This window comes from Actinophytocola algeriensis, from assembly GCF_014203735.1.
GTDB classification, from domain to species: domain Bacteria; phylum Actinomycetota; class Actinomycetes; order Mycobacteriales; family Pseudonocardiaceae; genus Actinophytocola; species Actinophytocola algeriensis.
In genome coordinates, this window is the sequence record NZ_JACHJQ010000006.1 from 424067 (window position 1) to 437776 (window position 13710).

Sequence of the window (13710 nt, forward strand, 5' to 3'; positions counted from 1 at the left end):
GGCCACGCAGCGCACGAGCACGCGACCGAGGAACCGGCAAAGCGGACCAACCACCCACGGTCACCTCACGGCGTACCCATCAGTCCCGTGACCGGAGTGTCCGAGATCGCCATGCAGGTACCGGTGTTGTAACCGGCGGACCATTGTTCCGGCGACCCGTAGCTCATACCGAAACTCACCCCTGCACGCTCACCGCCGAGATAGTCCGAGACCGCGTCCTCGCACTCGCCGAACGTCACCTCCTGGATGTCCGCCTCGGTGGGCGGCGGATCAGTCAGCTCCCCCAGCTTCACCACCGGCGTGACAGCCTCACTGCGGTGCGGCTGATCGCAGGACACCATGACCGGCGGGCCCGGGTCGGTCGTGGCGCCGACCAGGCACTGCCGCAGGTCACCGAGCCCGTCGGCGAGGGAGTCACGCAGGGTGCCGGTCCGCCGGGTCGTCTCGCCGTTCGTCGAGTCGACGCTGGCGAGACAGGAGTACCACCGCTCCCCCGCCTGCCACTGGGGCTCGTGCGGCCACACGTACGCCGCCTCGACAAGGCTCGCCTCCACGTCCTGGCTGCCGGTCAACTCCACCAGTTCCTCCCGGCAGGTCGGACCCACGACCGTGTCCAGCTCAGGCGGGAACGTGGCCGGCACGCCGGCGGGCAGGCCGGCGGACAGCGTGACCTCGTACTCGTGCGGCTCGTCGCAGGACACGACCTGGATCCCGTCCTCGATGGCGAGGCAGTCGCCCGGCGTGTACGCACCCTCCGGCGGCGGTTCGGTGGTGGTGGTCGTCGTCGCCGGCGCGGCACTGGCCGGCGCCGCGGCCGGTTGCCCATCCACAGTGGACATGCAGGCGGCGAGCGGGAAAGCGAGCAGGCACAGCGCGACGCGGCGGAGCATGTCCGCGAGACAACCACGGCCGCGCGGGGACGGGTCCCGGGCGGCCGGTTGCGGCCATCCCCCACGGGGATGACATCCGCAGTACGATCTTGCCGAGATCTCCTTTTCCTGTGAAGGGATCACCACTATGACGAGGCAGCACGACGACGTGACAACCTCGGTGACCAGCCGGTTCCCCACGAACAGCCGGTTACCCGCGCCCGAGATCCGGCCCCTGCCGGAGGCGCCGACCTCCACGTGGCGGATCATCGGCCCGGGAGTCATCGCCGCCGGTGTCGGACTGGCGTCCGGCGAGTTCATCCTCTTCCCCTACATCGCCTCCCAGGTCGGCCTCGTGTTCGTGTGGGCCGCGCTGATCGGCCTGGCCACGCAGTACTTCCTGAACATGGAGATCGAGCGGTACACGCTCGCCACCGGGGAGACCGCGCTGACCGGGTTCAGCCGCTTCTGGCGGCACTGGGGCCTGGTGTTCGCGGTGCTCACGCTCCTCGCGAACCTGTGGCCCGGCTGGGCGACCAGCTCCGCGACGCTCGTGACGTACCTGTGGGGCGGCAGCGTCACCTGGATCTCCGTCGGCATGCTGGTCGCCATCGGACTGATCCTCACGCTCGCGCCGGTGGTGTACGTGGCACTGGAACGCGCCGAGATGGTCAAGGTCGCGGCCGTGCTGGTGCTGCTGGTCGTCGGCGCGGTGGTCGCGATCACCGCGGACGCGTGGGCGGACGTGCCGACGATCGTGACCCAGGCGAGCATACCGATCGACCCGCTCGGCCTCGCGTTCCTGATGGGCGCGCTGGCGTTCGCCGGTGCGGGCGGCGGCCAGAACCTGGTGCAGAGCAACTGGATCCGCGACAAGGGCTTCGGCATGGGCAAGTACGTGCCGCGCATCAAGAGCCCCGTGACCGGCAAGCCGGAAGCCGCGCCGAGCACCGGTTTCATCTTCGAACCGACCGACGAGCACATGGCGCGCTGGCGGGCGTGGTGGCGGTTCGCGAACCGCGAGCAGCTGTTCACGTTCGTGCTGATCACGTTCATCTCCATCCTGTTCACGTCGCTGCTGGCATACTCGACCGTGTACGGCCGCGACGACCTGCCCAACAACATCGGGTTCCTGGAGATCGAGGGCCAGGTGCTCAAGGACACGGTCGGCGCGTGGTTCGGCACGCTGTTCTGGCTGATCGGCGCACTGGCGCTGTTCGCGGCGGCGCTGGGCATCGTGGACTACACGGCCCGGCTGGTCGCCGACGTGCTCAAGACCGCGTACGTCAAGCAGGCCAAGGAAAGCACGCTGTACTTCGGCATCGTGTGGGTGCTCGTGCTGGTCGGCTGCGGGATCGTGCTGTCCGGGTTCGCGCAGCCGCTGATCCTGCTGGTGATCTCCGCGTGCGTCGGCGGCCTGATGATGTTCATCTACTCCGGACTGCTGATCCTGCTCAACCGCAAGGTCCTGCCCGGCCCGATCCGCATCCGCGCGGGGCGGACGGCCGTGCTCGGCTGGTCGGTCGCGCTGTTCGGCATCCTGAGCGTCCTGACGATCATCGAACAGGTGCGCAAGCTGTTCGGCGACTAGTGCTGTGTCCACCGACGTTTGCCGGGTCCTGCGGCGGGTCCGGCCAAGCCGACGGTGATCGCCGTACCCGGGGTGGGGCTGGGTTTGCCGTGAAAGGCGCGTTCAGGACATCGCCGGCGCTGTGAAAGGCGCGTTGAGGGCGTTGAGTGCCCTGAAAGCGCCTTTCACAGCATGGCCAACGCCGTGAAAGCGCCTTTCACGGCACAACGGGATGTCGTGAGGGCGCGCAGGCGCCGGGGGGCGCGAGCCCCACACCACCCCTGAGGCTGCCTGCCATCCCAGAGACCTGCCCCTCCGGCGAGGAGCCGCCGGAGGCAAACCCGTCCGGAGGCAAACCCGTCCGGCGAAGACACCCATCCGGCGAGAACAAACCACGAACCCACCCCGGCCAACGTAAAGCAAGCAGCACTAGCGCCGCGGGCCGTGCCGGTGCCCATCGGAGTCACCGGCACGGCCCCCGTCCCGGGAGATGTGAGCCGTGCCGTCCCGGCGCAAAAGAGCCTCAGGGTCACAGGGGCATCGAGGCGGGGCTACGGGCGGCGTACCGCGTGTTCGACCTCCGCCAGGTCCTCCGCGGTCACCAGCCGGTACTCGGCGACCCGTTTGCCCACCGCGAACCTCGGGTTCTGGATGCGGCCGTCGCGGGCCTCCAGGTACGGGTCTCCCAGTTCGCCGAACGCGATCTGGGAGACCGAGCGGATCGCGTCGTCGACGCGTTGCGGGCGTTCGAGGTTCCACGCCTGGCCGCCGCGCCAGTCGCGGATCCGTTCGTAGATGCGGCGGTTCGTCGGCGGGAACGGGGAGTCGTCGTCGCCCGCCAGCCAGGGTTCGGCCAGGGCCAGGGCGACGTACCACTCCTTCGAACCGCGCGTGAGCTGTCCCTTGCGCTCGTGGGGTTTCAGCTCCGTGTCGCGGTGGACCGGGGCCGCGGGCGGCGTGGACGGCATGAGCGCGTTGACCGAGAACGTCATCAGCAGGTCGGTGAACAGCTCGTTGCCAACCTGCTTGCCCGCCAGCACGACCAGCTCGTTCTTGCCGCCGTCGAGCAGAGCCGTCATGTCCCGCACCAGCGTCACCCGCCGGGCGCCGCCCGGCGCGTCCAGCAGGCTCGACAAGCGGCCCTCACCGGCACCCAGCCACCGCAGCCACGCCGCCTCGTTGCCGACCACCAGCTCCGCCAGCGTGCCCGACACGTGCGGCGCGGCGGCGGGCAGCCGCAGCTCGACCCGGCCCGGTCCCGGACCGCCCGCGCTGTGGGGATCGCGGCCGAACAACAGGCGCTCGCCCGTCGTCAGCAGAACGGGATGCACATCGTTGCCCCGCACCATGACCTGCAACATTGGCGCAGACTACCCGGCGAGGAACCACAGGAGGCCGGCCAGCGCCAGCGGCACGAACGTGAACAGCGTGATCGCGTCGGGCGCCGCGAACAACAGGAACAGAAAACCCATCGCCTGTGCCGCGAAGTACAGCGGCGGACCCCACGGTCGTCGCAGCCACGCACCGGCGATGCCCGCCAGGGCGGCCACCGTCACCAGTATCGACAGCATCCCGAGACCCGTGAGGTCGCCGCCGTAGGTGGATTCCTCGGACCAGGCCGCCACCGCGAGGACGAGCGCGGCCACGTTGGCGACCGTGACGATCACCAGCAGGGCGGTGAATCCCGGACGGAGCCGGGGTCGTGGGTTCTCGGTTGCGGTCATGGTCCAATCCTAGGAAAAACCGCGCCACACCCCAGTGGAATCTTCCGCCTCAGCAGCCGAGCGACCCGAGGTCCTCCTCGCCGGCGTCGGCGAGGTTGTCGCACAGCTGCCGCACCACCGCCTCCGGGTCGAGCTGCCACACGCCGACGTCGGTGTCGGTGCCACCGCTCGCGAGCATCGAGCCGTCCGGTGCGAACACGACCTCGTTGAGCGACGCGCCGTGCCCGGTGAGCACGGCGAGGAGCGCACGGTCGGCGAGGTCCCACAGCCGCACGACCGGATCCTCCACCGTCACCGTCGCGGCTCTGCGCCCGTCCGCCGACACGGCGATCTCGCGGACCGTGGACGAGTGACTGCCGAAGGTGGCCCGCACCTCGCCGGTCACCGCGTCGCGGACCTGCACCACGCCTTCGGTGCCCGCCGTGAGCACGGACCGGCTGTCCGGCGTGAACGCGAGCGTGGACAGGGAGTTCTCGTCGAGCGGGACCTCCTCCTCGGCGTCGAAGCCCGCGGTCCGCCACGAGACCATGGTGGACGAGATCGCACCGTCCGGGTCGCTGCCGACCGCCGCGTTGCCCGCGCTGTTCACGAGCGCGACCAGCCGCTTGCCGTCCGGTGAGAACGTGAGGTCCGCCGGTGACCTGGTACCGAGGTCCAGCACCGCCCACTGCTTCAGCGTCGCCACGTCCCACACACCGATCTTGTAGTCGGTCGACTCCGTGGACCGCAGCGGACTCTCGTGCGCGGCGGCGAAGGTCTTGCCATCCGGCGACACCACCAGCGCACCGCGGAAGTCGCGGCCGGTCAGGCGGACGGACCTGGGGCGGGCGAACCCGCCACGTTCGGCGGTGACGGTGAACGTGGCGTCCGCGGTGCCGGTGATGCGCGACCCGTCGGGGGTGAAGCGGGCGGCGAAGACCGAGCTGTCGAGCCGGGTGGCCGCGATCTGCCGCCCGGACCGGGCGTCCCACATCTCGAGGCCACCCTCGGCGTCGCCCGCCAACAACGTCCTGCTGTCCGAGCCGAAGTCGAGGCCGGTCACCGAGCCGATGGGCCGGACGTACCAGTTCGTGTTGGAGTGCCACCGCAGCACCGTGCCGTCGCTGGTGGCCGCGACCTTCGTGCGGCCGTCGCCGGACACGGCGATCGCCAGCACCGTGTGGCCGACGGTCGTGCCCGCCCTCGGGCCGGGGGCGAGTGTGCCGCCGTAGCTGCCGGTCAGGGTGTCCCACGCGGTGAGCGTGGTCGAGTCGCTGTTGGTGTAGAGGATCGAGCCGTCCGAGCTGAACGAGAGCGCGATCGGGCCCTGGCCCACGTCGGTGGCGTGCCGGGTGACGTCCCGGAACTCCCGCACCAGCGCCCCGGTTTCCGCGTGCCACAACCGGATCGTGTTGTCGGCGACGCTGACGCTCGCCAGCAGCTCGTCGGAGAACGCGACCTGGACCGGCACGTGTGGTTCCTCGTCCTTCACCGCGGTCCGGAAGTGGTCGTCGTGCCGGGCGACGAGCCCGCCGGTGGCCGGGTCCCACAGGTCCACCACCCCGCTGGCGTGCCCGGCCGCCAGCCGCGTGCCCGTCTTGCTGTACTCGAGACCGGACACGTCGCCGGCGGTCTCGGCGATCCAGCGGATCAGGTTCCCCGTGCCCGGCTCCCATTCGCCCAACTTGGCCTTGCCGTCCGTGTCGACCGACAGCGCCGCGAGCGCGGCCCCGTCCGGCCGCCACGACACCGGCCCGAACGCGTTGAGGTTGTGCCGGAGCCTGCGGATCAGCGTGCCGCCGGGCACCGACCAGATCTTCACCCCGCTGTCCTCGATGTCGCCCGACTGGATCGACGACACCGCGAGCATCCGCCCGTCCGGGGAGAACCGGAGCGCCCGGATGGTCCCGGCGCCGGAGATGTCGACGTCGAGCCGTTCGCGTTTCTCCAGATCCCACAGCGCGACCTCGCCCTCGCCGGACCCGATGGCGACGAGCCGCCCGTCCGGGCTGATGTCGATCGAGTACCCCTGCCCGACACCGGACGCGAACGAGGACGGGTAGGTGAGGCCCGGCGCGGACAGCAGCGCGCCGCGCGCCTCCACGGTCGGGCTGGCACGCCAGCCCTGCACGGCCTTGCGCATGGCGCTCACCGGGTCGACCTGTGACTCGGCGAGCGACTCCGCCGCGAACTGGCGGGACAGGGCGACGTTGCGCTGGTCCTGCGCGTCCGCGCGGGAGATCACCGCGACCACACCGGCGACGAGCGCGACCGCGAGCAGCGACGCGAGCCCGGCGACCAGTACGCGCAACCTGCGGGTGGTGCGCCGCCGGTCCCGGTCGCTCGCCTGCAGGAACGCGTGCTCGTCGGGGGTGATGTCGGTCCGCCCGCCACTCCAGTCGAGCGCGGCGGCGAGGCGGGCGCCGCGGTACAGGTCGCCGCGGTCCTGGCCGCTCTTGCGCCACGCACCCGCGGCCTCGGCGAGTTGCTGGCGGATGAGCAGCCCCTGCCGGTCCTCCTCCACCCACTCGCGCAGGCGCGGCCACGCGGTCAGCAACGCGTCGTGGGACAGGGCGACCGTGTCGCGGTCGACGGTGACGAGCCGCGCGGCGACCAGGCTCTCGAGGATCCTCGGCGGCACCTCGTCGCGGCGGGCGCGGCGGCGGGCGATCCCGCCGCCGTCCAGCAGCGTGACCATCCGCAGCAGCGCCGCGCGCAACGCCCACCGGTCCGGTTCTGGGAGGCGGTTGTAGACGCCGTCCGCGGTGAGCGCGACCGCCCGGTCGACGCCGCCGGTGCGCTGGTACCCGTTGAGCGTCAACCGGTTCCCGTCGCGGTTGTGCCACGTCTCGCGCAGCGCGTGCGCCAGCCGGGGCAGCGCGCCGGGGTCCCGGCCCGCGCCGACATCGGTGATCAGCCGGTCGACCAGGCCGGGCTCCAGCTCCAGCCCGGCGGCCCGCGCCGGCTGGGTGACCACCCTGGCGAGCTCGTCGGTGGACAGCGGGCCGAGCACGTACGGCGCCGCGAGGGAGTGCTTCAACGCGGGCAACGTGATGCAGTGCTCGACGAAGTCCGCGCGGACCGCGAGCACGGCTCGCGCAGGCCACGCGGAGGCGAGCGCCGTCGCGAACGCCTCCCGCTCGCGCGGGTCCCGGCACAGGGTGAACAGCTCCTCCGCCTGGTCGACGGCGATGACGAGCGGTCCGTGGTCACCGGCGGCCGCCTGGCAGAGTTCGCCGAGCTCGGCAGGCCGTTCCCACAGCCGCTGCGCGAGCACGCCGGGGTCGGCGTGGACGAGCGCGGCCAGCCGTGCCGCGAGTGTTCCAATAGGACGATCGCCGGGCGTCATGGCGAGCGACTTCTCACCGGACCTGGCGTGCGCGGCGAGGAGCCCCGCGTTCAGCAGCGACGACTTCCCGGCGCCGGACGCGCCGACCACGATCAGCGGCCCGTCGTCCGCGCGCTGCCGGGACAGGCGGGCGAGCAGGTCCCGCACGGACTGCTCGCGGCCGTAGAACCAGTCGCTGTCGCGCACCCCGAAGCTCTGCAGCCCCGGATACGGGCAGCTGTCGGGAGTGTGGTGCGCCCGCGGCTGGTCCTGCCCGGAGACCACGGTCATGAGCAGCTGCACGAAGTGGCCGCCGGTCAGCGTGGCCTCGGCCTGCACGGCCGTCGGCGCCTCGGCGGTGACCGCGGCGGCCGCCGCCATCAGCTCGCCCGCGCTGGGGTAGCGCCGCTTGGGGTCCTTCTCCATGCCGGTGCGCACGACGAGGTCCATGGCGGCCGGGATGCGGCGGTCGAACAGCGACGGCGCGGGCGGCGGGTCGTTGAGCTGTGCCGACAGCTTGCCGACCGAGTCGGGCGCGGGGAAGGGCACGCGGCCGGTGAGGCACTGGAACAGCACGCACGCGAGCGAGTACACGTCCGACGCGGCGTCGACGTCGCCGCGCATCAGGCGTTCCGGCGCCATGTAGTCGAGGGTGCCGATGTAGTCGCCGGTGTTGGTCAGCTTCGTGACGTCGTCGGCGAGCGAGCGCGCGATGCCGAAGTCGGCGAGGTACGCCTTGCCGTCGCGGTCGAGCAGGATGTTGGCGGGCTTGACGTCCCGGTGCAGCACCCCGGCGGCGTGGGCGGCGTCGAGCGCGGTCGCGACCTGGCCGAGGATCTCCACGGCCCGTGCGAGCGACAGCGGGCCGTCGGCCAGGACGCGTTTGAGGTCGGGCCCGTCGACCAGCGCCATGTCGAGGTACAGGCGGCCGTCGATCTCGCCGTGCGCGTGGATGGGGATCACGTGCGGTTCGCGCAGGCCCGCGACCAGCTTGGCCTCGCGGCGGAAGCGGGCGCGGAACTCCGCGCCCGCGGTGGCGGGCAGCCGTTTGAGGGCGACGTGGCGCTCGTGCTCGGTGTCGAAGGCGCGGTGCACCTCCCCCATGCCACCACGGCCGAGCAGCTCCTCGATCCGATACGGGCCGAATAACTCGGTGGCCGTATCGTCGTTCACGGCGCCCCCTCCCATGTTCTGTTCGTGCCAGGTGATCCTACTGGCACGCGGTGAACATGGCGTCGACCGCGGCGTCGCGAGCGGTTCCCTCCAGCCCGTCCCACAGGTAGTGCTGCACGGCGTCCACGCACGTCGTGAGCGTGGCCTTCTCGGCTTCCAGGTCACTGTTGCGGGTTTCCGCGCTGTCCTGCGCGGCCGCCGCCGTGGTGAGGCGTTCGCGAACCTCGGCCAGTTGCGACTTCCGTTCCGCCAGACGGGCGACCGCCGCGTCGTGGCCGGAGTCCGCGCCGATGTAGAGGGCCCCGAACACCCCCGCCGTCGCGAACGCGACCACGCAGGCGACCAGGAGGACGATCCTGGCCCGCTGCTTGGGCTGCCACTGTTGCGGGAACGGCTGCGGGAACTGCTGCGGGAACTGCTGGGGGTACTGCTGCGGGATGGGTTGGGAGATCGGTGACCGCGGCGACTGCACCGGCAGGTGCGGCTGTTGTTGCTGTTGCGGTTGCCGGTACGGGCCCGGGTAGTGGTCGGACATGGTCATCTCCCGTCATCTCCCGCAGTACAGGATCATCTGGTCGATCGAGTCCGAGAGCGCCTGGTCGTCGCCTGCCCGCACCGCATCGATGGACGCCTTCGTCGGGTCCGCGCACGCCCGCAGCGCGTCGACCTCGTCGCGGAGCACCTGTTCGTCGTCGGCCAGTTCGTCCACTGTGGACCGCGCGGTGCCGAGCCGGTCCCGCGCACCCGACAGTTCCCGTTCCGTCACGGTGACCTGGCCGCCGACCTCGCTCGCCGCCGACCGCTCGATGAGGAAGAGCGCGACGAACGCCCCCGCCGCCGCGACCAGCACCCCCAGCACGACCGCGTACACCACCGTCGTTCTCCGCGTCCCGTTCATGCGACTCCCCTGCCTTCGCTCGGTGTACTCCAGTCTGCGGATCCGCCACGCGCGCGAGTAGCGGAAAGTTCCGCCGCCGGTTAACGATTCGGTGCGGCGCGACGACAGTTCCGGCATGGATGCCGTGACCGGGGTGATTGCCTGGTGGCGCAGGAAACTCGTCTGGGGTGTGCTCGTCTCCGTGGCACTGGGCGGGTTCTCGCTGCTGGTCGAGGGCGTGGACGCGGACCTGAAGACCGCGGCCGTGATCACGTTGCTCGGGATCGCGACGACGCTGGTGGTCGAGCTGCGGTTCCAGTCGGAGGAGTCGGCGGTAGGGCTGCGTGCCGACGTGCGGCGGCTGCACGACGCACGCACCCGCTGATCGACTTCGCCCGGATCCGGTCCGTGGACGCGACGCTCACGAACTACTGGAACACCGGCGGCGGCCGGAGGTACCTGGAGAGCCAGCGCAGCGGCATCGCGGCGGGCAACCTCGAGGTGACGCGCGTGCTCGTGCTGCCGAGGGGCCAGGTGGCGAACGCGCGCGAGATCATCCGCAGGCACGTCCAGGCGGGGGTGGCGGTCTCGATCGTCGTGCGCGAGGACATGGCGGCCGACCCGGACCTGCCGGAGTTCGAGGACTACTCGCTCGTCACCGACCGCAGCGGGGTGACCGGTGTGCTCATGCCGCGGTCCGCGCGGGAGGCGGACATCTTCACCACGGAGGAGCGGCAGGTCGCGCACGCGGAGGAGGTCGTCGAGCTCCTCGCGCAGTACGCCAACGACATCGACGACATCTACTCGTGACGGTTCACCCGACGTACAGGCAGAACGGGTGCCCCGCCGGGTCGAGGCACACCCGCACGTGGTCCTGTGGCTGGAAGTCCGCGATCCCGGCGCCTTCCGCGACCGCGCGCGCGACCTCGGCGTCGAGGTCGTCGACCTCGATGTCGAGGTGCGCCATCACCAGCTGGCCGTCCCGCTCCCCCGGCCACACCGGCCGCCGGTACTCGGGCTCGGTCTGGAACGACAGCCGGGCGGTGCCCGAAGGGTCGCGCAGCACCACCCAGTCCGGCTCGTCCTGCTCGGTCTCCCAGCCCAGCAGGCGCCGGTAGAAGTCCGCCAGCTCGCGCGCGTCCGGCGCGTCCAGGACGGTGCTCGTGTACGTCATCGTCATACCCACGGGTGTTGACGTTGAGCGGCGGCGTCAAACTACCGCTTCGGGTGCAAGCGAACCTCGGTGATCGCGTGGTGGGCGACGGCGGTGACCTCCACGGTCCACTCGGTCAGCACCACCCGGTCGCCGGGCGCGGTCGGGATGCGGCCCAGTGCGGTGAGGACGAGCCCGGCGATCGTCGCGTAGTCGCCATCGGGCCGGTCCGCGAGCTCCACCCCGACGTCGACGAGGTCGTGGACGGGGAACGTGCCGGGCAGTTGCAGCGCACCGTCCGGCCGGGTCTGGACGGCCATCACGTCCCGGTCGGTCTCGTCGTAGATCTCGCCGACGATCTCCTCGAGGAGGTCCTCGAGCGTGACGATGCCGTCGATCGCGCCGTGTTCGTTGGCCACCAGCGCGAACTGCTCGCGTTCGTCCTTGAAGCGCCGCAACGCGTCCGACACCCGCACCGAGTCGGGGAACACGACCGGCTGCCGCGCGACGGCGGCGAGCGTGGCCGAGTCGTCGAGCAGGTCCCGCAGCGTCACCACACCGATCACGTCGTCGAGGTGCCCGTCGCGCACGATCGGGGCCCTGGTGTGGCCGGACCCGGCGAGCGCGGCCCTGGCCTGCGCGATCGGCACGTCGGCCCGCATCGTGAACACCGATCGCCTCGGTACGAGCACCTCGCGCAGGATCCGCTCGTGGATCTCCAGCGCGCCGGTGATGATCGTGCGCTGCTCGGCGTTGAGCCCGCGGTGCCCGGCGACCAGGTCTCGCAGTTCCTCCGGGCTCAGCTGTTCGGAGTCCGCCCTGGGGTCACCGCCGAACATCCGCACGATCAGGTCGGTGGTCCGCCCGAGCAACCACACGGCGGGCCGCGACACGCGGGACAGGAAGTCGAGCGGCCGGGCCACGGTGAGCGCCCAGCGTTCCGCGTACTGCATCGCCAGCCGTTTCGGCGCCAGCTCACCGAACACGAGCGTCACGAACGTCAGCAGCAACGTGATCACCGCGATCGCGACGGCCTCCCGTGCGGTGCCGAGGAACGAGAACAGCGGTGCCACCGGCTCGGCGAGCGACACGGCCGCGGTCGCGGACGCGAGGAACCCGGCGAGCGTGATGCCGACCTGGATGGTGGCGAGAAACCGGTTCGGGTCCCGTGCGAGCCGCACCAGCGTCCTGCTCGTCGCGCCGCCGTGGCGTTCGAGCCGCTTCAGCTGTCCCTCCCGGAGCGAGATCAACGCGATCTCACTGCCCGCGAACAACGCGTTGAGCACCACGAGCACACCGACCAACACAAGGTTGAACCAATAACCGCTCATGTTCCAATCCCGGCTCGGCAGAGGACAACGGTACCGAGCCGTACCTAACGTGGTGGTCATGAGACCAGCGGATGTCCGGCAGCGGGTCACCGGGCCGACAGCGGGCCTCGCCCCGGGGTACACACAGGCCAACCTCATCGCGGTGCCCACGGACTGGGCCTACGACATGCTCCTGTTCGCACAGCGCAACCCGAAACCGTGCCCGGTGCTGGACGTGACCGACCCCGGCAACCCGGTGACGGTCCTCGCCCCGGACGCCGACCTGCGCACCGATGTCCCGCGCTACCGCGTGTGGCGGGAAGGTGTGCTGACCGACACGCCGATCGACGCGACCCCGTACTGGCGCGACGACCTGGTCGCGTTCCTCATCGGCTGCAGCTTCACGTTCGAGGCCGCGCTGGTGGCGGCCGGGGTCCCGCTGCGCCACGGCCGCAACGTCCCGATGTACGTGACGGACCGCGAATGCCGCCCGGCGGGCCGGCTGCACGGTCCGATGGTGGTGTCACTGCGCATGGTCCCGGCGGCCATGGTGGACACCGCGGTCCGGGTGAGCGGCCTGATGCCCGCCGTCCACGGGGCACCGGTACACGTCGGCGACCCGGCGGGGCTGGGCATCACGGACCTCGGGGCGCCGGACTTCGGCGACCCACCGGTCGCGGCGGACGGTGACGTGCCGGTGTTCTGGGCGTGCGGGGTGACCCCGCAGGCGGTGCTGATGGCGTCGAAGCCACCGTTCGCGATCACGCACGCACCGGGTCACATGTTCGTCACCGACGTCCCGGACAGCGAGTACCGGATGACGTGAGCCGCGGGACGGGACCGCGGCGCGGCGGTGCTCCTGGCCGGACCGGCAGGCACGCTGTCCGCCTGCGACGAGCACAGCGAGGCGTCCGACCGCGTGAGCACGACCACCGGTCATCGCTTCGACCGCCTACCCGGCCACGCCCCACACAAACCCGATTCGCCGCGTTTTCACCTTTCGCGGTAGGGCATCCCGACCACGACGGGAGGTGAACGGGTCGTGTTCAAGGGCACCGAAACACAGGACCACATCGCGATACTGGCACCGACGGGCGCACTGGACGCGGAGAGCGGTGACGCTCTGCGCATCCGCATGCTGGCCGCCGCCGCCACGGAACCGCGCGCCGTGCTGGTCGAGATCGGAGAACTGGACCTGTCCGGCCCGACCACGCTGTTCGCCGAGGCCGCCGACGAGGCCGCGCGCTGGCCAGGGGTGCCGCTGCTGGTGGTGGACCCCCACGACCGGCTACCCGGTGACCTGGCCCACCACTCGGTCGCGGACGCGCTGGCGGCGATCGGCGATCCGCCGGCACGCCGGGTCGCGCGGCGTGACCTGCCCAACACCCGCATGGGCGGGCGTGCCGGGCGTGCGTTCGTGCGGGACTGCTGCCGGCGCTGGCACGTCGAGGAACCGCGGGCCGGTGACGCGGTGTGGGTCGCGAACGAACTGATCGAGAACACCATCCGGCACACGCCGTACCAGCCGTCGCTGCGGGTCGAACTGCGGGAGGACGAGCTGACGGTGGCCGTCGCCGACGAGGACCCGAGCCCGCCACGGCCGGACCCGGCGCTGCGGCCACTGCACGGGCTCGGCGCGGTGCACAAGCTCGCGAACGCGTGGGGCACCGCGCCGACGACCAGCGGCGGGAAGGTGGTCTGGGCGGCACTGTGACGCGCACGGGCTA

13 protein-coding genes are annotated in these 13710 nt (G+C 71.4%); 5 read left to right on the forward strand and 8 right to left on the reverse strand.

Going from position 1 to position 13710, the window contains the following annotated elements; translation table 11 throughout:
• Positions 1-65 precede the first annotated feature (65 nt).
• A complete protein-coding gene (locus tag FHR82_RS28915) occupies positions 66-890 on the reverse strand; it encodes a septum formation family protein (protein WP_184813713.1) in 825 nt (274 codons plus the stop codon).
• A 127-nt stretch (positions 891-1017) separates the two neighbouring features.
• Between FHR82_RS28915 and FHR82_RS28920 the strand changes: the two genes are divergently transcribed.
• Complete coding sequence (locus FHR82_RS28920) at positions 1018-2460, forward strand: Nramp family divalent metal transporter (RefSeq protein WP_184813714.1); 1443 nt, start codon at positions 1018-1020, stop codon at positions 2458-2460.
• A gap of 530 nt (positions 2461-2990) precedes the next feature.
• Here the strand turns inward: FHR82_RS28920 and FHR82_RS28925 are convergent.
• The 5 genes from FHR82_RS28925 to FHR82_RS28945 are packed head-to-tail and all read right to left on the reverse strand — an operon-like array spanning position 2991 to position 9541.
• Positions 2991-3800, reverse strand: a complete 810-nt coding sequence (locus tag FHR82_RS28925; RefSeq protein ID WP_221464411.1) for a hypothetical protein — start codon at positions 3798-3800, stop codon at positions 2991-2993.
• Positions 3801-3809: 9 nt separating this feature from the next.
• On the reverse strand, positions 3810-4163 hold the full coding sequence (locus FHR82_RS28930; RefSeq protein WP_184813715.1) for a hypothetical protein: 354 nt from the start codon (positions 4161-4163) through the stop codon (positions 3810-3812).
• Positions 4164-4212: 49 nt separating this feature from the next.
• The gene (locus FHR82_RS28935; RefSeq protein ID WP_184813716.1) at positions 4213-8643 is read right to left on the reverse strand and encodes an nSTAND1 domain-containing NTPase; all 4431 of its coding nucleotides are present in this window, start codon (positions 8641-8643) and stop codon (positions 4213-4215) included.
• Positions 8644-8680: 37 nt separating this feature from the next.
• Positions 8681-9178, reverse strand: a complete 498-nt coding sequence (locus FHR82_RS28940; RefSeq protein ID WP_184813717.1) for a hypothetical protein — start codon at positions 9176-9178, stop codon at positions 8681-8683.
• 12 nt (positions 9179-9190) lie between these two features.
• Complete coding sequence (locus tag FHR82_RS28945; protein WP_184813718.1) at positions 9191-9541, reverse strand: hypothetical protein; 351 nt, start codon at positions 9539-9541, stop codon at positions 9191-9193.
• A 115-nt stretch (positions 9542-9656) separates the two neighbouring features.
• Here FHR82_RS28945 and FHR82_RS28950 point away from each other — a divergent pair, with 115 nt between their 5' ends.
• Positions 9657-9905, forward strand: a complete 249-nt coding sequence (locus FHR82_RS28950) for a hypothetical protein (protein WP_184813719.1) — start codon at positions 9657-9659, stop codon at positions 9903-9905.
• A 23-nt stretch (positions 9906-9928) separates the two neighbouring features.
• On the forward strand, positions 9929-10330 hold the full coding sequence (locus FHR82_RS28955; RefSeq protein ID WP_184813720.1) for a hypothetical protein: 402 nt from the start codon (positions 9929-9931) through the stop codon (positions 10328-10330).
• Between the two features lie 4 nt (positions 10331-10334).
• On the opposite strand, the gene FHR82_RS28960 is transcribed toward FHR82_RS28955, so the two are convergent.
• Positions 10335-10694 (reverse strand): VOC family protein, encoded by a 360-nt coding sequence (locus tag FHR82_RS28960; RefSeq protein WP_184813721.1) that lies wholly within the window; start codon positions 10692-10694, stop codon positions 10335-10337.
• A 41-nt stretch (positions 10695-10735) separates the two neighbouring features.
• A complete protein-coding gene (locus FHR82_RS28965; protein ID WP_184813722.1) occupies positions 10736-12004 on the reverse strand; it encodes a hemolysin family protein in 1269 nt (422 codons plus the stop codon).
• A gap of 58 nt (positions 12005-12062) precedes the next feature.
• On the opposite strand from FHR82_RS28965, the gene FHR82_RS28970 reads away from it, so the two are divergent.
• A complete protein-coding gene (locus FHR82_RS28970) occupies positions 12063-12809 on the forward strand; it encodes a putative hydro-lyase (protein WP_221464413.1) in 747 nt (248 codons plus the stop codon).
• A gap of 216 nt (positions 12810-13025) precedes the next feature.
• Complete coding sequence (locus FHR82_RS28975; RefSeq protein ID WP_184813724.1) at positions 13026-13697, forward strand: ATP-binding protein; 672 nt, start codon at positions 13026-13028, stop codon at positions 13695-13697.
• Positions 13698-13710 lie beyond the last annotated feature (13 nt).